General features: G+C 60.2%; 6 protein-coding genes. All 6 read left to right on the forward strand.

Annotated features, from left to right (window positions below; all coding sequences use genetic code 11):
• The first annotated feature begins 23 nt into the window (after window positions 1-23).
• Window positions 24-11,960: a filamentous hemagglutinin N-terminal domain-containing protein gene (locus ACLD02_RS08325; protein ID WP_410298421.1), complete on the forward strand. Its 11,937-nt coding sequence runs from the start codon at window positions 24-26 to the stop codon at window positions 11,958-11,960.
• A 119-nt stretch (window positions 11,961-12,079) separates the two neighbouring features.
• A complete protein-coding gene (locus tag ACLD02_RS08330) occupies window positions 12,080-12,475 on the forward strand; it encodes a hypothetical protein (RefSeq protein ID WP_410298422.1) in 396 nt (131 codons plus the stop codon).
• Between the two features lie 139 nt (window positions 12,476-12,614).
• Window positions 12,615-13,013, forward strand: coding sequence for a hypothetical protein (locus tag ACLD02_RS08335; RefSeq protein WP_410298423.1), 399 nt, complete (start codon window positions 12,615-12,617; stop codon window positions 13,011-13,013).
• A 54-nt stretch (window positions 13,014-13,067) separates the two neighbouring features.
• Window positions 13,068-13,469, forward strand: a complete 402-nt coding sequence (locus ACLD02_RS08340; protein ID WP_410298424.1) for a hypothetical protein — start codon at window positions 13,068-13,070, stop codon at window positions 13,467-13,469.
• 202 nt (window positions 13,470-13,671) lie between these two features.
• Complete coding sequence (locus ACLD02_RS08345; protein ID WP_410298425.1) at window positions 13,672-20,856, forward strand: RHS repeat-associated core domain-containing protein; 7,185 nt, start codon at window positions 13,672-13,674, stop codon at window positions 20,854-20,856.
• A gap of 15 nt (window positions 20,857-20,871) precedes the next feature.
• Window positions 20,872-21,462 carry a hypothetical protein gene (locus tag ACLD02_RS08350; protein ID WP_410298426.1) on the forward strand — a complete coding sequence of 197 codons (591 nt, stop codon included), beginning with the start codon at window positions 20,872-20,874 and terminating at the stop codon, window positions 21,460-21,462.
• The last annotated feature ends 269 nt before the right edge of the window (window positions 21,463-21,731 follow it).

The raw sequence follows: 21,731 nt of genomic DNA on the forward strand, positions 1-21,731 counted from the left end.
ACGACTTTCACGGGTGACAGATCATGGCACGGAATAACAAGCGCAAAGCTTCGGTGGCGGTAGCCGTTTCGGTTTCGGTGTTCGGTTTCAGCGGCACGGCTCAGGCCGGGCCCAGTGGCGGCAATGTGGTTCGCGGCGATGCCCAGATCACCAACCCCGCGGCGCTGGAAACCTTGATTCAGCAGACCTCCGGCAAGGCGGTGATCAACTGGAATGACTTCAGTATCGATCCCGGCGAGCTGGTGAAATTCATTCACCAAAATGCCAGCGATGTAACGCTTAACCGGGTCACCGGCGGCAGCGTCTCGCAGATCAAGGGCGCGCTCACCGCCAACGGCAACATCTTCCTGATCAACCCCAACGGTATCGTGTTCGGCGCCGACGCCACCATCGACGTGGCCGGCCTGCTGGCCACCACCTTCGATATCGCCGACGACGACTTCATGGACGGCAAGTTCAATTTCAGCGGCGAGCTGATGAACAGCGCCTCCATCAAGAACCAGGGCACGATCACCACCGACGACGGCGGCTTCGTCTACCTGATTGCTCCCAATGTGGAGAACACCGGCCACATCATCGCCAACGTCGGTCGCGTGGCCCTGGCCAGCGACGGCAGCTATGACATCGACCTCACCGGCAACGGCCTGGTGAAGTTCTCGGTCACCGACGCGGACCTGACCGGAGCCACCGGCTCCATCAAGAATGGCGCCGGCGGCCAGATCGAGGCCGGCCACGTGCTGCTCTCCGGCAGCCAGAAGGACGCCGTGGTCTCTTCCGTGGTCAACCAGGGCGACATCACCGCCGCCACCGAGCTGACCATGGCCGGCGACGACCTGGAGCAGTCCGGTAATCTCACCGTCACCGGCCCCGATGGCGAGGTCCGGCTGCAGGCGGACAACGCCATTACCTCCAACGGCGGGCTGATCAAGGGTGACAGCGCCGTTCTCGATGCCGGTACCGGCATCGGCGCCGCCGGCGCGGTCAATACCGAAGTGGATCACCTGACGGTGAGCAGCGACGAGGGCGCTATCCGCGTCGACGAAGCGGACCAGCTCGCCAGCCTCAGTATCGACACCGGCGACAGCGCCGAGATCAACCTCAAGCACGAAGTCCAGGACCCGATCACCGGCGATCCGCTACTGGTCAATGCCAGCGTCGATTTCGATGGTGACCGTCTGTCCACCTCCGGCATCGTGGCCACCGACCTCGATTTCACTCACTCCGACGGTGGCGTGACCCTGAACGGCGCCCATGTGGATGGCGATCTGGCCGTCACCGCCGCCGGCGATATCCTCGGTAACGGCAACCTGGACACCGCCGCCAGCGGCGAGCGCGTGGCCCTGTCCACCACCGTGGACGGCGCCACCATCGGCGCGGAGAACAACGCTCTGCGCCTGGACGCGGACACCCTGCGCGCCGAGGCGAAAAAAGGCCACGTGGTGATCACCGACACCGACGGCGACCTGACCCTGGAGCGGGTCAGCACCGGTGACAACAGCGTCGAGGCCGGCCTGCGCGCCCTGATTACCGCCGAGGACGGCGACCTGCGCGGCAGCAATGGCGCCCAGGCCAACGTGGAGGCCTGGGCCACCAACCTGCAAGCCGATGGCGCCATCGGCGGGGAAGGGCAGGCGGTGACCACCGCCGTGGACGTACTGTCGGCCTCCACCCAGGACGGCGGTATCTATATCGATGAACAGGACGGCGAGCTGATGCTCGGTCGGATCAGCGCCGGCGAACGCGTCAGCCAGGGCGGCCAGACGGTATCGTCCACCGGCATCGCCGGAGCCGACGGTGACATCACCCTGAGCACCGGCGCGGCGGGCACTCATGACGTCATGATCGCCGCTGAAGACAACATTCTTATCGGTGACCAGATCTCCTCCCCGGACGGGCTCGGGCTGTTGTCCCGCCAGGGTGGCATTTACCAGAGCGGGGACAGCGCGACCCTTACCGGTCGCTTCATTTACCTGGCCGCCGCCGGTCGCCTGGGTCAGGATGGCGGCGCCCTGAAAACCCGCAGCAATCGCCTTCGCGCCTATTCCGGCGGCGACGGTATTTATCTGGCCGAGGACAACGGCCTGAACGCCGAGGAAATCCGCTCCCTGGGCGAAAACGCCGAAGTCAGCCTGCAAGCCACCCTGGGCGACGTGGTCCTGGGCCTGGTGGAAGCCGACAACGGCGAGGTGTCCGTGACCAGCCAGGACGGTGACATCCTCGCCAGTGGCGACGCCGACCAGATCGTGCGCGGCAATCACCTGACCCTGGACGCCGACGGTGCCATCGGCACCGCCGCCCAGGCGCTGAACACCGAGGTGGGCGGCCTTACCACCAGCACCGGCACCAGCCTGGCCGGTACCTACGTGGCCAACACCGGCCTGCTGTCGAGCCTGGACGTGACCACCGTGGGCGGCAATGTCTCGGTCTCCGACGACGATGGCGGCATTACCTTCGACCGCGCCGACGAACATCTGGCGGTGCGGCGCGACAGCGCCCAGGGTCTGGATCTGGCCTTCAACAACCAGGCCGGCAACCTGATCGTGGAAGGCGCCGATCTGTCCGGCCATGACGTCGACCTCACCGCCAGCGGTCGCATCGGCGACGGCGGCGGCCTGCTCGCCGCCGACGCCCTGACCCTGGACGCCGGCGACGACATTGATCTCACCACCAACGCCAATAGCATCGACGCCACCAGCGCCGACGGCGACATCGATCTGGATAACCGGGGCTCCGGCGAACTGACCCTGAACGCGTCGGCCGGCGGCGCCGATCGCGGTGTCACGGTCAGCCACCAAGGCGATCTCACTCTCGGCCAGGTGTCCGCCGACGGGATGATCCGGCTTACCGCCGAGGGCTCCCTGAACGGTGACGGTGAGAGCACCGCCATCACCGGCAACGACGTGCAACTGGACGCCGCCCGCATCGGCAGCGACAGCCGCGCGTTGTCCACCGCCGTGACCGGCAGGCTGTCGATGCTATCCGGTGGTGATATCCACGTCAGCAACGTGGGCGCGCTGAGCATGTTGGAGGGTGAAGCCAGCGACGATATCGATTTCAGCCAGTCCGGCGACGCCGTGCTGGGTCGCTTGTCCAGCGGCGGCAGCGTCACCTTCTACGCCACCGGCCGGGTCAGCGACGGCAACGGCGACGACAACAACATCGTCGCCGGAAACCTGGACCTGGACGCCCAGCAAATCGGCGCCGTCGACGGCACCGTGGACGCCCTGGAAATCCGCGTCGACGAACTGGTGGTCAACGCCAGCAACGGTGGCATCTATCTGCGCAACCGTGACAGTGGCCCGCTGAGCCTGATCCGCGCCCGCGCCGCCGGTGGCGACGTGGACATCGACAGCGCCGGAAGTATCGGCCTGGGCACCGTCACCGCCGCCAGCGGCAACGTTACCCTGACCAGCGGCGGCGCCATCAACGACGCCCGCCCGGACGGTTCCGACGAAGCCAACGTGGTGGCCCGCAAGGTGGACATGCGCGCCGAGCAGGGCATCGGCAACACCGGCCCCCTGGTGCTGGACGTGGACCGCATGTCGGTGAGCGGCGGTAACGGCGACGTCAACGCCGCCAGCCCTGGCGCCGTGGAAGTGGACGCCGACAGCCTGGTGGGCAAGGGCGCCAGCGGCGTCACCATCGTGGCCGCCTCGATCACCGTGCTCGACAACAACGGCGGCACCCTGGTCATGGACGGCGGCAAGCTGGTGCTCACCGCCACCAACGGCAACATCGTGTTCCTCAACCAGGACGACACCATCCGCCTGCCCGGCGGTGGCAGCATGACCCTCACCGCCCGCGCCGACGGCGCCAACGAAGGCTACAACGGCAACATCATCACCGGTAATCTGGTCACCGAGGGTGGCGATATCACCCTGGACGCGGATCGCAACGTGACCCTGGGCATGCTCGACACCGGCGGCACCGGCGATGTCTACGTGATCGCCCGCGACGGCGTGATCCTGGACGGCAACGGCGCCGACCAGAACGTGCGCGGCGACCACGTCACCCTGATCGGCAACACCCCCAGCGAGCGCGACGCGGAAATCGCCCGCGACACCGCCATCGCCGACTATGCCGGCAAGGTGGCGGAGCTGAACGCCAAGATCCTGCAGCTGGAGGTTCTCCAGCAGCAGCTCGAGGCCTACCTGGCGGCGCTCAATCAGGCGATCGTCAACCGGAATATCAGCCAGGCCAACCTGGCCAGCGCCCAGGCCCGGGTGAATGAACTCTCCCGTCAGTTGAACGCGGCGCAGAGCACCCTGAACACCCTCAACCGGGTGGTCTCCGTGGCCCAGATCGCGGTGGACGCCATGGCCATGGTGGCCGGCGGCGCCCAGGCGGTCCCGTTCAGCGGCGACGGCGGCGCTGAAGCCACCTTCCAGGGCCTGAGCCTGGCACTGTCCGCCGCCCAGGTGGCCGTGGATGAGTACGACCGCAATACCTTCTCGCCGCTCTCCGACCGGTTCAACGTGGCGCTCAATGACCTGGACGTGGCCAAGGCCTATCTGGGCGACGCGGTCACCAACGTGGAAAGCTGGACCACCCTGCGTAACACCACCCAGGTATCCCGGGACATGGCCGACCAGTCCGTGTTCAAGGCCACCGCCGCCCGCGACGCCAGCCAGTTGCTGCGCACCCAGGCCATCGCCGCCTACGACCAGGCCCAGGACATCGACATGTCCGCCGCCAAACCGCTGGGCATCCAGGCCAACCAACTGGACATGGGCACCAGCAGCGGCCGGGCATTGAACAGTGGCGTCTACCTGGATTCCACCGGCAGCCTCGGCCTCGGTGACATTGAATCCGTGGGTGATATCCGCGTCGAGAACGTGGCCGGTACCATCAGCGTGGTGGGGGATGTGGTCAGCCCGACCCTGATTTCCCTGCAGGCGGAAGGCGCGGTACGTGGCATCGGTGGTAGCTGGGTGAACGGTGAATGGGTCGCCGACGCCGGCACCCTGCACGCCCCGGCCATCGCCGTGCGCGCCGGTCAGGGCGTCGCCGACGAGGAGGATTCGCTGCACACCGACACCGATGAAATCGCGGTCGACGCCGGCGACGGCGACGCCTTCGTGATCAACGATAATGGTGGCGACGAACTGGTGCTCGGCACCGTGGACGGCCTCAGTGGCCTCACCGCCGCCGGCGACATGGGGCTGTGGAACAAAGGCGACCTGCGCCTGAAAACCCAGGTGGTCGACACCGAGATCACCACGGACAGCCAAACCTATCTGTACGCCCAGGGCGGCGCCATCATCGACGACAACGGCGACACCCTGAACGTCACCGGCGGTGACCTTGAGTTCCGCGCCGACGGCCAGGTGGAACTGGACACCAAGGTGGACCGCGTGGTCGACAGCGGCACCAGCGAAGGCGACGTGCTGCTGCGCGAGCGCGATGACCTGGCGCTGATCGCCCTGGAAACCCTGAACGGTGACATCGACGTGACCGCCGGCGGTAATCTGACCGTCCATCAACTGGCCGCCGCCGGCGACAGCGCCACCATCGCGCTGGACGCGGACGGCCGCATCGACGACGACCAGGACAACGACACCGGCATCGTCGCCAAGCGTCTGGAACTGACCGCCGGCGGCGCCATCGGCGCTACCGGCTCCTTCGCCCAGCGCGGCCTGGACACCGCCGTGGACGTGGTCACCGCCGACGCCAAGGGCGAGATCAATATTCACGACGCCGACGACCTGGACGTCGAGAAAGTCACCACCACCACCGGCAACGTCACCCTCACCAGCGACAACGGTGACCTGCATCTGGGCGAGGTGCGCACCGACGGCGAGAACGGCAACATCACCCTGGTGGCCCACGGCGCCATCGACGCCCTTAACGAGGTGGATGACACCCCGGAACTGTACGCCGATCAACTCGCCCTGCGCGCCGGCAACGGCATCGGCACCGCCGACCAGGCCCTGCTGATCGAAACCGGCGCCCTGGAAGCGGACGCCGGCGACGGCGGCCTCTACCTGTTCAACCAGAACCGCGACCTCACCGTGGGTGGCGTGACTCCGAACCTGAGCCTGCCCGGCCTCACCGGCCTGGACGCCAACGGCGACCTGCATCTGACCGTGGCCGACGGCGCCCTCACCGTGAACGAAGCGGTGACCCAGACCGGCGAAGGCGACACCCGCCTGAGCAGCGGCAAGGGCCAGTTGCTCAACGCCAACCTGGACGCCGACGGCGACCTGAAGCTGACCGCCACCACCGGCGACATCACCGCCATCAACGGCGTGCAACTGACCAGTGACGGCGATCTGTCCGCCACCGCCACCGAAGGTGGTGTCAGCCTGGTACAGAACAGCCGTGCCCAGGCCGAGGGTGACGTGACCCTCAAAGCGGGCACCACCGCGTCGCTGACCAACGCTAGCGTCCAGGCCGGCGGCGACCTGACCCTGACCGGTGAAAACGGCAACGTGACCCTGGCCAACAGCCAGGCCACCGGCGCCGGGGACGTGACCGTCAGCGCCGGCGACAACATCACCGTATCCAGCGAGTCCACCCTCACCGCCACCAACGGGGCCCTGAAAGCCACCGCCACCGATGGCAACCTGGAGATCAATAACGGCAGCAGCGCCTCCGCCGCCACCACCCTGGATCTGAAGGCGGGCAACCAGGCGGCGCTGATCAACGCCACCGCCCGGTCCGGCGGCGACATGAGCATCACCGCCGAGGACGGCGACGTGCTGCTCACCAACAGCCGCGCCGCCACCGACGGCGGGCAAACCGTCAGCGCCGGCGAAAGCGTGCGCCTGAACCAGTCCCAGCTGCACACCGAAACCGACGGCGACATGAAAGTAACCGCCGAGGCCGGCGACATCAGCCTTCTTAACAGCCAGATGATCGCCGGAGGTGCCTTCGACGGTGAGGCCGGCGGCAACGCCCTGCTGACCAACGGTCTGATCAGCGCCGGCAACTCTCTGGACCCGGAATTCGACGGCTCTCTGGACCCGGAATTCGACGGCTCGCCGGACCCGGAAGTCGTGGCCACTCTGGACCTGGACGCCGGCGGCAGCGTGCGTCTGACCCAGGGCAGCACCATCACCGGCGCCGACGACACCCATGTGGGCGCCGAGGAAGGCGAGCTGCTGGTGGTGGATAACGGCAAGATCCTCTCCGATGCCGATATCGACCTGAGCGCCGGCACCAACGCTACCTTCAACACCGGCCGCGCGGTGGCCGGGCAGGATCTCACCCTCACCGCCGGCCAGAACGTGAGCGTTTCCGGCGGCGGCAACCTGACCGCCACCGAGGGCGACCTGTCGGCCACCGCCACCGGCGGCGATGTGCTGTTCACCCAGAACAGCAGCGCCACCGCCGGCGGTGACCTGAAGCTGACCGCCAACGGCAACACCATCCTCACCAACGCGCTGATCAACGCCGGCGTCGACCTGGCGTTGACCGCCACCGAGGGCTCCCTGCGCCTGACCACCAGCAACGCCACCGCCGGTGGCAAGGTGGAGGCCCTCGCCGGCCAGGACCTGCAGTTGTCCGGCAGCTCCACGCTGATCGCCAACGATGGCGGCCTCACCGCCACCGCCACCAACGGCACCCTGAACCTGAGCCAGGGCAGCCGCGTCGCCGGCACCGATGACGTGGACCTGCGCGCCGGCACCGACCTGTCCGTGAATGCCTCCACCGTGGAATCCCTGGAGCAGGATCTGAGCCTCACCGCCGACACCGGCAGCGTGACCCTGGTGACCGCCACGGCCACCGCCCAGGGCGACGCCACCGTCACCGCCGCCGACAACGTGGCGCTGTCCGCCGGCTCCCGGCTCACCGCCACCGACGGTGACCTGGACATCACCGCCACCGAAGGTGACCTGACCGTAAGCCAGTCCTCCAGCCTCACCGCTGGCAACGACCTCACTGGTGACGCCGGCACCGACCTGGCCTTCACCACCGGCGCCACGGTGACCGCCGGCGGCGACCTGGACCTGGACGCTGGCGATGACCTGAGCGTGACGGACGCCACCGTGCGCGCCGACGGCGACGCCGCCCTGACCGCCACCGACGGCAACCTGTCGGTGACCCGTGGCACGGTCACCGCCGGTGGCTTCCTGGATGGCGACGCCGGCAAGGGCATCCTGCTGACCGCCGCCAACCTGACCAGCGGTTACTCGGTCATGGTGCCGTTCGCGCCGGTACCCCTGGAGCCGCAGCCCGAGGGCAACGTGGATCTGACCCTGAACGCCGGCAGCGGTGACATCGCCCTGTCCCAGGGCAGCGCCGTCGAGGCCGCCGGGGCGCTGGTGATGGACAGCGAGGAAGGCAACGTCAGCCTCACCAACGGCAGCCGCGCCACCGCCGTCACCGACGCTACCGTGGCCGCCGGTGCCGGTGTCAGCCTGGCCCAGGGCTCGCGCCTGGAAGCCACCACCGGCGACCTGGACGTGACCGCCACGGACGGGGACTTCACCGCCCGGGAGAGCTCCGTGCTGCGCGCCGGCGGCGACTTCACCGGCAACGCCGGCGGCGACCTGGCCTTCACCGAAGGTGCCCAGGCCGACGCCGACGGCGACCTGGACCTGGACGCCGGCGACAACCTGACCGTCCAGGACGCCACCGTGCGCGCCGATGGCGATGCCGCCCTCACCGCCGCCGAGGGTGATCTGGCGGTGACCCGCTCCAGCGTCACCGCCGGTGGCTTCCTGGACGGCGACGCCGGCGGGGCCATCACCCTGACCAGCGCCACCCTGGCCAGCGGTCAGCCGGCGCCGGTAACGCTGTTCGCGTTCGCGCCGCTGCAAGCCGGTAGTGTCGATCTGAGTCTGAACGCCGGCAGCGGCGACGTGACCCTCACCGGCGGTAGCCAGGCCACCGCCGCCGGGGCTCTGACCCTGGGCAGCGAGGAAGGCAGCGTCGTCCTCACCAACAGCAGCCATGGACGGGCGGCCACCGACGCCACCCTGACCGCCGCCACCGACGTGCGCATCAACAACGGTTCGTCCGTGGATGCCGACGAGGGCGACCTGACCGTCACCGCCACCGATGGTGACCTGAGCGTTACCAGCGGCGCCACGCTCACCGCCGGCAACGACCTCACCGGCACCGCCGGCCAGAACGTGACCCTGGATCAGGCCACCGCCGAGGCGGGCGCCAAGCTGTCCCTGACGGCCCAGGGGGCGGACCTGTCCCTGGCCAACAGCCAGGCCACCGCCGCCACCGACCTGGATCTCAAGGCCAAGGGCGACCTTACCGTGGATGGCTCCCAGGCCCGCGCCACCGAGGGTGATCTGAGTCTCACCGCCACCGACGGTGACCTGACCGCGCGCAACACCAGCACCCTGGCCGCCGGCGCCGATCTCAGCGCCGAGGCCGGCGGCGACCTGGCCTTCACCACCGGCACGGACGCCCGCGCCGGCGGCGATCTGGACCTGGACGCCGGTGCCGACCTGACCGTCGAAACCGCCACGGTGCGCGCCGAAGGCGCTCTGGATCTGACCGCCGGTGAACAAGGCGACCTGGCGGTAACCAGCGCCAGCGTCACCGCCGGCGGCGCGCTCACCGGTAAAGCCGGCGGCGGGGCCACCCTGACCGCCGCCACCCTGACCAGCGGCGACGCACCGGGCGCCGACCCGGCGGACCTGAGCCTGACCGTGGGCAGCGGCGACCTGACCGTCACCGACGGCAGCCGGGTCACCGCCAGCGACTCGCTCACCGTGAGCAGCGATGAGGCGGCGGTGAAGGTGGACGATGGCAGCTATCTGGAAGCCAATCGGGACGTGACCGTCACCGCCGGCACCGACGTGGGCTTCGATAACGCCAGCCTGGACGCCGTAAACGGCAACGCCCGGATCACCGCCAGCGACGGCGCCCTGACCCTGGCCAACAACGCCGCTCTGAGCGCTGGGGCGGACCTGGAGGCCAGCGCCGGTGGCAAGATCACCATGGACGCCAGCAGTGTGATGAACAGCGGCGCCGGGATGACCCTGGAAGCCGGTGACGACGTGGCCCTGTCCACCCTGCGTGCCGGTGGCGACGTGTCCGTGACCAGCGAGGAGGGCGGCATTCAGGCCGACCCGGCCATCGCCGAGCACATCCACGGCGACAACCTGTTCCTGTCGGCGGCCAAGAGCATCGGCTCCACGCTCAGCGGCCTGAAGACCCGCGTGACCAACCTCTACGCCACCATCACCGGCAGCGGTGATCTGCATCTGGAGGACCTGGACACCGACGGGCTCACCGTCAAGGACAGCAACCTGGCCGACGGCGATGCCCACCTGCGCGCCGGCGGTGACCTGACCATCGATGCCCTGGCGGTAAACGGCGATGCCGTGCTCGACAGCGCCGGCCGCCTGGCCACCAGCGCCGAAGGCACCCTCAGCGCCGACGATCTGCAGGGCACCGCGGTCAACGGCATCCGCCTGAACAGCGAACTGGACAGCGCCACCCTGGCGGTCAGCGGCACCGGCGACATCGACCTGGACAACCAGGGCGACCTGCGCCTGGACGGCGCCACCACCGCCGCCGGCGACATCGACGTGGACAACGCCGGTGACCTGGGCATTGGCCGGGTCGCCGCCGGCGATCACGATGTGGCTCTCAGCGCCGACGGCGCTATCCGCAAGGACGGTGCCGGTGAAGTCCAGGGCGTCAACGTGACCCTGCGCGCCAACGACGGCATCGGTGAATGGGCCACCAACAACCCCACCGAGGGCTTCCTGAACCTGAGCGCCCAGCACATCGACGCGCTCTCCGTTGCCGGTGACCTGTTGCTGAACCAGCAGGGCCCGGTACTGATCAGCCAGGCGCGCACCGGCGACGGTCGTGTCGGCGTGCAAGTGGAGAACGGCGATGCCACCCTGGGCGACATCCGCGCCCAGGGCCAGGTGACCGTGGTCGCCAATGACGGCAAGCTGATCGACGATGGCGATGCCGACACCCGCGTGGTGGGCGACGAGGTGCGACTGGCCGGCCGCGACGGCGTGGGTACCGACACCACCGCCATCGCCACCCGCGCCAACAGCCTGGATCTGCGCGCCGAAAGCGGTGTCATCAACGTGGAGGAACAGGACGGCCTGGCCGGCCTGGACGCCCACATCGAGAACGGCGACATCCGCGTGCGCACCCTGACCGGCGACCTCACCGTCGACGAAGTACAGGCCCTCACCCCGGGCAACGCGGTGATGCTCTCCGCCGTGGCCGGCGCCATCCTCGATGGCAACGGCGAAGCCAACAACATCGTCGCCGCGCTGCTCGAACTGAGCGCCGCCACCGGCATCGCCCGCGCCAGCAACCCGCTGAACGTGGACGTGGACACCCTGGGTGCCGCCGGCGGCAGCGGTGGCGTCTACATCAACAACCGCGGCACCGGCCCGCTCACCGTCACCGGCCTCACCGGCCAGGGCGGCCTGGGCCTGAACACCAGCGGCGACCTGGACCTCACCGGCGACGTCACCGGCCGCCGCGTGGACCTGGCCGCCGCCGGTGATTTCACCCAGGGCGGCCGCATCAGCGGCACCGAGGGCGTCACCGTGATCTCCAACGGCAACGTCACCATGGTCGCCGGCGCGCGCACCGACAGCACCGGCGACATCGGCTACCGGGCCGGCGGCGACCTGACCGTGGACACCCTCCACACCACCACCGGACTCACCGGCGGCAAGGTGACCCTGGAAGGCCGCACCCTGACCAGCAACGCCACCGAATCCGGCTCCATCCGCGCCGGCCAGGTGGACGTACGGGTGCCCACCGACAACGGCGAACGGGTCTACGATCTGGTGGATACCACCAACGGCAAGGCGCGGGTGTCGCTTAACCAGCGCACCCTGGGCGGCAAGATCGTCGAGGACTCCCAGTACGTGGGCGACCTGACGCACCCGCAAAGCCTCGACACCCCGCGCCTGGTGTTCAACCCGTTCGAAAGCTTCCAGCCGAACACCACCGGCCAGGGCTTCCAGCCCGTCCCCGGCGACAACGGCGAGTGGCACTACGAGCCCTGAGTTTTCCCGTACTCACCCCCGCTTGGGAGCCCGGCCTCGGCCGGGCTTTTTTTTGTCTGGTGTTTGCTTTAAATAAATCGAGGGGTTAAGTTCATAGGCGTATAAGAATAGGGGGTAAAATGAAATACATAATCATGATTTTTCTAGGAATTTTCATGGCCGGCCAGGCCGGAGCGCAAAAGGTCTGGGAGAGAGGGTTCGAAGTAAAAGACGTGTTGATATATAGCATGGCGGGCTACGGAATAGTGACGGCCAAGCTAGAAAGGGATTCAGGTATTGATACGGGGTGTGTGCCAACGGATCATCATGGAATCTTTAGTTACTGGGTTGAAGGGAACTTTAACAGTCGGGTCCAGACATGGGTCTCGGGGTTGCTTGCGGCGCAAGCGCAGGGGGGTGAAGTCGACATCTTAATCGACACGGATCAATGCAATACGGCGGGTCAGTGGGACGCTTTTGGTGCGCCAGCCGGATTGGGGCAGCGATTTACCGGGGTCAGAGTGAAAACACCTTGATCTTCAATAAACGAAGCTTTGCAGGCGAAGTTTCAAAGGGGTGACTGTGAGATATCTCTTACACAACAAGGGAGACATTTCCTACATACCGCAATGAGAAGAATATATAGAATCCGCAGAGAAGAATATAGGGGGAGGTATGAAATTAAGAATTCTAGGGATAATAGTTGTTGCTGTTTTTTGTGGGCAAGTTTCGGCGGATATGGTGTGGGTGGGGAGTCACCGGATAAAAAGCGTGATGGTTTATAATGAAAATAATAGGAACGTTATAACGGTACGATTTAAAGAAGATGCCGTTTTTGACACGGGATGCGCGCCAACAGATCAACATGGCATTGTCAGCTTTCTATACAAGAGCGATCTGAATAATACGCACCAGGGGTTGTTGTCAATTCTGTTGTCTGCGCAAGCACAATCGTCGGATGTCAATGTTTTGCTGGATGCCGCCGATTGCAATACGTCCTCTGTGTGGGGACGTTTCGGTAACCCGGCAGGTCTCGGCCTTAATCTTCTTGGTGTTGAAGTCGTTTCCAATTAGGTGCCGCCTTTTTGTATTAAAAATTATTGCCGTGCAGGTTTTTCTGGAGGGTGCATGAGGAGTTCGATTCTTGTTGGCGTATTGACCTTTTTTTTGTGCAGTCAGAGCCAAGCTGCTAGACAGTGGGCGTTTCAAGAAATCTATGTCAAGGACGTTTTAGTATATAACCAGGGTGGAAATAATGTGGTGACGGTTCGGATGGCAGGGGTGCCGTCCGATAACAACGTGGGGTGTAATCCCACGGATGCGCACCACATCGTATCTTTTTGGTACGATGGTTCTATAAATACAACAGTGCAAACCTGGGTATCGGTTTTGTTGTCGGCTCAAGCTCAGGATTTGCCTGTGGACCTCTGGGTCGATATGAACAATTGTAGTTCTGGAAGTCAGTGGAACCATTATGGGGCGCCTTATGGTCTTGGCTTGCGTTTAATGGGCGTGAAAATAGCGAAATAGTGTTTCAGTGAGTGTGTACGATTTGGCTGCTTTGGGAGCCGCTTATTGCGTTTGTCAAGGTTGGGATGAGGGGCTCGAGTTTGTGCGGACAATCCGCTCAGGCCAATTAATGGAATAGATAAGGTGATATTTCTGCTGCTTTCTTTGAAAGCTGTCAGCTGGTCATCTGTTTTATAAAATGAGGAATGGTGAGGGGGTTAAGGTGAGGAAGGGGTTTGTTTTTTTTGTTTCGATTTTCTGTTTTTTATTATCTTCCAACCTTCTTGCTGCGCGGCCGTTGAGCTTGCAGAAGCATAATTACGTTGTCTACCACCAGGATATATCCAGTGTCGAGCATGGACTTGACGGTATTCCTGACATCTTACTTGTTGCGGCGCCCAACTATGTGCCTATTGGGGCGGGTGTTACCTTTCCAGTACCAATATCCGCGGGCTACGAAAATCTTCTGTTTTGCGGGACTGTTTCTGGCGATTTCGAGCCTTGCACCCTATCCGGTGACGCTGAAATTCCCGATCAGCCGACCGGCGACTATGAGGTTTTGTTAGGGGACTTTGATGGCGATGGCGAGCTGGATATAGTGCTTCATTCAAAGGTTTCCTCAAAAAATACGCTTTACCTTGATAACAATGGAGATGGTTCTTTCGGCTTGAAAGACCAGTTTAAAAAACTTGACGGGCTATGGGTTTCTGGTAACTCCGATGTGAATGTGACGGATCGTCTGGGTGCTAATGGGGCGGAAATAGTTATTGATGGTGACTATTATGCGGAATTGGCCAGCGGCCGGTTTCAAAGTCCGCACCGGATTAGTCTTTTATACTCGTTGACCGGGGCCTCTCAGTCGAGTTTTTCGGTCAGTCAGGGGCAGGCCCATTTTTCAATACCCATTCAAGTTGCTAGTGGTGGCTCGGGTGTGACACCTAGTGTTTCCTTGAATTACTCCAGTGATGCCGAATACGGCCAAGCGGGCATGGGGTTTCAGATCTCCGGGCTATCCGCCGTGAGGCGTTGTGGGCACAAGAATCTTCAGGACGGATATACTCAAGGTGTGGATGGTTCGAATGAAGATTTGGCGTGTTTAGATGGTGTCAGGCTAGTGCTTGTCAGTGGGAGCTATTGGGAGAGTGGCTCAATCTACCGGCTGGAAAAAGAAGATAGTTCGCGCATCGTATTTGAGAACGGCGGTTTTACCCAGTATCGAAAAGATGGTGACCTTTACAAGTACGGGCAATCGGAAAATTCCAGGGTTCGTGGTAAAAGAAACAATAGCGCGGTGGGCGTTTGGGCGTTGGAGTCTGTCTCAGATCGCTTAGGTTATGGGTATCGCGTTTCATACTTGCCAGATCAGGCATCATTTTTCCCGAAGAAGATCGAATACACTATCCAAGAAGGGTCTGATCAGTCTGGTTATGCTGGCGTTGAATTTCATTATGAAGCTGACCCTTATGGGAAAACGACCGCGATACTAGGCCGAAAGCTTAGTCTTGGGCTTCGTTTGAAAAGTGTTTACAGCCAGGTGGATAAGGCAACTCTTCGCGAATATCATTTCTTCTATGAAAGTAATGAAGTTACTCGTCGCTCCTTGATGACGAGTTATGCCGAGTGTAACTATAGAGGTGAGTGCTTTAATCCGACGACGCTGGATTGGCGAGGGGGCGACGCCCCCAGTTTTGCAAACGGTCAATATATTCGATTTCCAGGAAATCCCTTGGCTTTATATGAGGAGGGGTTTACTAAAGTTGGTTTTAATCGTTGGGCGGATATTAATAGGGATGGCGTGGATGACTATTGCCGCGTGTCTCCGACAGATGACCCCGGAACTCGCTGGAATACGGCGGAAGTGCTTTGCTACCTAATCAATGAATCAGGGCGTTTTGGTGATTCGATACCAATTGATGTGGTCCTGAACGGTACCGATTTGATGCAGGCGCCATTGGATTTCCTGAATTGGAATGTGGACCCGGCATGGAGAGATATTAATAATGATGGCTACGTTGATTTTTGCTATTCGATACCGAACGGCGACAAGGCTTGGGATTCCTCCGATCGGTTGAAATGCCACCTTAATAGCGGTGGGGACGACATCAGTTTCGAACAGACGGTATCAAGTACTGTTAATCGGCCAACCGGTATTTTTCAGGTTTCAGGGCGGTCCTGGGTGGACTTCAATAATGATGGCTGGCTAGATTATTGCTTTTCCTATACTCAGAATGATGAAAAAAAATATGTAACTTGTGCAATCAGGGAAGGTGAAAATTTCAGTTTTAATGATCGAGCAGTTGTGCGCCACGTAGATGAGGTTCCTGGCTATTGGGTGGATATCAATGGTGATAGTCTTCCCGACTACTGTCGAGTGAAAGATAATAAAATTACATGCGATTTGAATAGAAAAGGCCAGGATCTAAACGGTGGGCGTTGGTCGAAAACAGGAAGTAATTACAAAGACGACAAAGATATTGATGCGCCGTATTTCATGGGTACCTCCACAAAGCGTTTTTCCGCGCGTTTTGTCGACTTCACGGGAAATGGGTATTCCGATTTTTGTAGAATATACATAACCAATAGTTCCGGTCGTGGTGGGTATCGGGCGAAATGCTTGGAATCTACCGGACAGGGTTGGGGGAGTGAGGTCGTATCTCCGTTCATGAAGATTAGTGATAGCCCTTGGAGTGAATACGATGGGTTTTCCGAGGCGATGGCCGAGGCAACCCAGTTTATGGATGTTAACAAAGATGGCCTGATCGATTGGTGTGTCGAGGACAAATCCGTGCTGAGGTGTATGCTGAGTACGCCTGAAGGGTTTGGAAATTCTGTTAATAATTATGCCATGCCAATATTCCCTGGGACCCTGATCTCGAGAGGGCTGAGGGGCATAAACCGTGGTTGGGCCGACATAAATGGGGATGGCCAGGTTAGTTATTGTGCGCTCTACTTTAAGTCACTTTATCCGGAGGACAATCGGGGAATGGCCTGTTTTGACTCGGGCTCGTCAGAGAGACATGATTATTTGGCCGGCGTGACTAACGGTATGGGGCTTTCTTATCAGGTTGATTATAAAGATATTTCCGATCCGTCGGTGTACGCGCACGACCGAGGGGTCGGAGAGTATGGCGAAATTTATATCGGATCGGGCATTAATGTTGTTTCTCGTTTGAGCGTTTCGAATGGTATAGGTGGATTTAATGAGCAGAGCTATTTTTATAAAAACTATGGATATATTGAAGGGGGGATAGGAGGTCTGGGTTTTCGTTATATAGAGACCACATCAGAGAAAGATAGGAAGATCAATGAAACCTGGTATCTTCACGAACCATACCTGCATCAGACGGGGTATATAGAGAAGAATAAAACCAGTTACCTTACAAGCAGCGGTGCGCTTCAAGAGGTTTCTGTTCAGGAGAACACCTGGGAAACCGTGACCTATGAAGGCTCTGGTTTCCACGTTGTGGCGCATGATGAGACGATCTGGAATGGTGACAGCCAAACTCCTTTGCGCTACAGGGTGCAGCAGATAGAAAGCCAATCGGAGAGCTATGATCTAAATGGTGCTTTCATACAGGCTTCATCATCGACGCATGCTTATGACGATTTTGGGAATTTGACTAATGTTGTCGAAACCACATCCGGACCCCAGCAGAGCTTTACGAAAACGGTTGTCAGTCAGTTTGATGATTACCTGGATGACTGGATATTGGGGCGGCTTACTCGTTCCACGGTTACCCATGCCGGGGCTTATCAAGGCTCCGCGGTGCCCGCAATTACTAAAGTTTCGGAGTGGGAGTATTACTCTGCGTCCCAGTCAACGTTCGCGGGTATGCTTAAAAAAGAGATTATTGAACCGGACAGTCCGGATCTTCGAAAGGAAAAAAGCTACACATACAACGATTTCGGTTTAAAGGAGACGGTTACCACATCAGTGGCGGGGTTGCCTTCCCGTACCGTTGAGTTCGGGTACGACTCGAGAGGCCGTTTTCAGACGAGCGTCACCAACGATCTCGGGCACCAGGTTATTTCCAGTTATGATGAAGTCACCGGTGCTAAGCTGACCGAACAGGATCCGAATGGCCTGGTTTCTACCTGGGAATACGACTCCGTGGGACGGTTGGTCCGCAAGACCTCGCCGGGCGGGCAATCCACGGAAGTACGCATTCAAGCTTGTCTATCCAATTGTCCTGCGCATGCCGTATATTACTCCGAAAGCTGGCAGGCATCCGCCGGTGGTACGGTGATGTCGCCCAAGACGCGTGAATATAAAGACAAACTCGGGCGAACAGTTCAAACGCGTACCCAGGGCCTTGACGGTACTTATATCTACAACGTTGCACAATACGACGCCCAGGGACGTTTACTGCGTAGCAGTCAGCCCTACAAGTCGGGTGGCGCAGTACACTGGGACGAAGTGTTGCAACGGGATGCCATGGGCAGACCGACCCGGCGAATGGCTGCTTCTGGTGCCCTGACGGAGACCCACTTTAACGGCCTGACCACCACTCAGACGACCTCCTGGAGCGGGCAACTCGGAGCGGGCGCGCAGGTGCGTGTCTCGTCCGTTACCGACGATGTGGCCGGGCATATGCGAAAGGCGACAGATAACGATGGCCGCCGGATTACTTATTTCTACGATGCGACGGGTCAGCTCATCAAGGCGTTATTGCCCGGTGGGGTGGAGCTGGTCAATCAGTACGATTTGCTCGGGCGCAAGGTCATGTCCAGCGACCCGAACATTGGTACTTGGCGATACGCTTACGATGGCTATGACGAGCTCGTTCTGCAGGAGAATGGCTCCGGCCGTCGCGTCTGTTTCAGCTATGACGTGCTCGGGCGCCAGGTGGCCCGTACCGACGATTATCTGGCGGCGTCTGACTGGACACAGGCGCTCAATTCGGCGCTAAGTGGCTGCCAGGGACAGATTGCGGATACCAGTTGGAGCTATGATGCGATCGATAAGGGGGTGGGACGTTTGGCCTCTGTACGGACATCTGCCGGTTACGAACAGGAGCCGTTCTACGACAGCTTGGGCCGCGTGGTCCGTACCGAGACCCGCTACGCACAAATCGACTACGTAAGCACCCAGCAATACGACGAGGATACTGGCAAGATCGCTGTGATGACCCCCGCTCATCGCGATCAAGGTCCAAGTGTCAGTGTGGAGTACCGGTACAACAATCTAGGTTTCTTGACTGAGCTCGGTAAGGCGGGGTCGTCGGACTACTATTGGCAGATTTTGGCGCAAAATGCCCGCGGAGACGTTACACGGCGGCGCTTCGCCAATGGGATGATCGAGAATCAGGCGACCTACAACGACGCTACCGGCATGATTTCGCAGATTCGCTCCAAGATGACGCTGGCGCCTTCCTGGAGTATCCAGGATGAGAACTATGTCTACGATGCCAATGGCAACCTGCTGCAGCGTTCCCAGACGAATACTACGCAAAATCTGGCCATTGAAGAAACGTTCGAGTATGACGACCTGGATCGGCTGATCCGGGCCAGCGTTGAAAATCTCGGTGAACCGGGACTGTCGTTTGAGCAAACCGCTCAGTACGACATCGCCGGCAATATTACCGCTCGAAACGATGTGGGCAGCTATGCCTACCAGGAGACCTGCCAATACCAGGGAGAGACCTACACCCCTGGCCCAGGCGCGGTGACTCAGGTGACCGGTGTAAGGAGCGAGCAATACTGCTACGACGCCGGCGGCAATATGCTCACCGGTGGTAACAAAACCATTTCCTATACATCTTTCAATAAGCCAGTTTCCATTAGCACGCCGGATGCCCAGGTACAGTTTGTCTACGGACCATCCAGGGAGATTCTGCGCAAGGTCAGCACCGCATCCGGTCAGTCCATCAATAAAACGTCCATTGGATCCTACGAAACGCTGACGATTTCCAAGGCTGGCGCGACGACGGTCAAGGAGCGCTGGTCCCTGCCGGGCGGGGTTGTCGTCTCACTGGAAGACGGCGATGCGTCGACCTTGAAAGATGAGTACCTTTTCTCCGACGCCCTGGGCTCCATCGTCGCGGTGGCCAACCAGCTGGGGGGGGTCAACGAACGATTCCAGTACGACCCCTGGGGTCGCCCAAGACAAGGCCTCGACTGGGTAAGCCTGTCAGATCTGGATTGGTTCGACCTGGAGCGTGACGAAAACACCACGGGTAAAGGTTTCACTGGCCACGAAATGCTGGACCAAGTCGGAGTGATCCACATGGGGGGGCGCATCTATGACCCGACCCTTGGCCGATTTATGAGCGCCGACCCGGTAATTAAAGGCCTAACCAATACTGAGAGTTTCAACCGCTATAGTTACGTTCTGAACAACCCGATGAGCTACACCGACCCTACTGGGTACTCTTGGTGGAGCGAGAACGTGACGGACAAATGGCGAGATGTAAGAAAGAAATTTAGGCGCCAGGTCATGCAGTTCGTTATGGGGCCAGTTAATGAAGCGCTTTTTTATCACGGTGGGCGTGCATTGGCTAAATTTGCTAGCCGTAATAAGTATGCTGGCGAAGTCATCGGCACTATAAGTACAGCCTGTGGTCCCTACGCCCCTATCTGTAACGCCGCAGCCAACGCAAGTATGGCCTATGCTAACGGTGCGCCATTGTCCGATGTTTTTGAAATTGGTCTGAAAACAGCTGCGCTTGCGTATTCGAATCAATATGCCGCCGGTCGCATAGGGCAATTCCGTGCAGGGGACAGCGTAGTCCGCGAGGTGATCGCCACGGGCCTACATGGAGCCAGAGGAGCGGCGTTTGCTAAAATGTCTGGCGGCGATGCACGGTCCGGTCTTTGGGGAGGGCTTACGGAATCGGTGATAGGTGGCGGAATACACGATCAGATATCAAACAAGGTGGGCGGAACGTTAGCTGCTGCCCTGGCTAGCGGCACCATATCTGAGGTGACTGGAGGTAAGTTTGCTGTTGGTGCTCTCCAGGGAGCTATAGGTTATAGGTTTAATGAACTTGGAGGTGAAGAAAAGGAGGGAGAGCCTCATTATGCCCCTGGGAAACCTGAGGATTTTCCTATTCTTAAAAAGTTGCATAATCTGGCGTATCAGGCTGCTGGGGAAGTCGATGCAAACTGTACCGGTTGGTGTGGTTTGCCATGGGTTCGGGGATCTAGAATACATAAAGTCTTCGCAGATAAAGTAAGAGCGTTAGGCGTCGATTACGCCGCTGAGATTAGTTACAAAAATGGCGTCGTTGTCCGCTATGGAATGGCTGGGTCTATTAGGGCGGATGCTGTTTATGGAGATGTGGCTTCGCCAAAATTTGTTGTTGAATTGAAGACGGGATATTTTGGGTGGGTAAGTCGAGGTGAGGCGAAATCTTACTTTAGGCACTTGCCTAGGAATACGGATCTTTACCCTTTGAAGGTTCCATAGGATTGAGTTTTTTTAATGAATAGATCAAATTTTGTAAAATCTGTGATGAGAGATGTGGTCGATATGGCAAACATAAATAATTATTTTTATGTATTGCCGGTTGAGCATATATTGAGTGGTTTTTTTTGTGAAATGACTCCGCGAGGTGCGTATGTGTGGAGGTTTATTTACCCGTTGTTCGATACATCGGATGAAATTCATTTGCTATATAGTCAGAGGCTTGACTATCCGGAAGATTATATCGACTTTGAGAAAGTCGATAAGTCTAATCTTGCAGCCGTCTTTTGTGAGCGAATAGAAAACAAGGTTGAGAGGGCTAGGAGTATGGCAACGCTTCACAATTTTTGCTCGTACTGTGAAGGTCGAGCAGCTTTGTTGGAGCATGAGCTCTCTCAAATGGCCTATGGGTTTGCTTTATTATTGCTTGATCAAAATGAGAGGGCATGTGACTTTCTTAATAGAGCAAAGAACTATTTGAGGGGCTCACATAAAGAACGATGTATAAAAGTGCTGCAGTTGCTCTCTCAAGAGCCGGAAGGCGCGAAGCGCCTTATTTTGAATTGGGAGGATGAAAATAAATATAAGCTTGGTGTCCGCACAATCTGATGTGCCGTAATTGCCTCTCGCCAGCATGCCGTGCCCGTCGCGTTGGAAGCTGTGGGCGCATTTGCCCGACCGGTTAGGATCAAAGATTGGGCGGGGTACCCGGATCAATAGTGCCAAATTCTGTAAGGGGAATTCGAAAGTGAAACATTCAGGATTTAGGACTTTCTTTTGGGGGTCGATCCCTGGGCCTAGACAAAGTCTACATGGGGGACGCATTTATGACCCGACCCTTGGCCGATTCATGAGCGCCGCCCCGGTAATTAAAGGCC

The sequence above is a fragment of the Alloalcanivorax sp. C16-2 genome, assembly GCF_046507615.1.
Taxonomy (GTDB): Bacteria; Pseudomonadota; Gammaproteobacteria; order Pseudomonadales; family Alcanivoracaceae; genus Alloalcanivorax; species Alloalcanivorax marinus_A.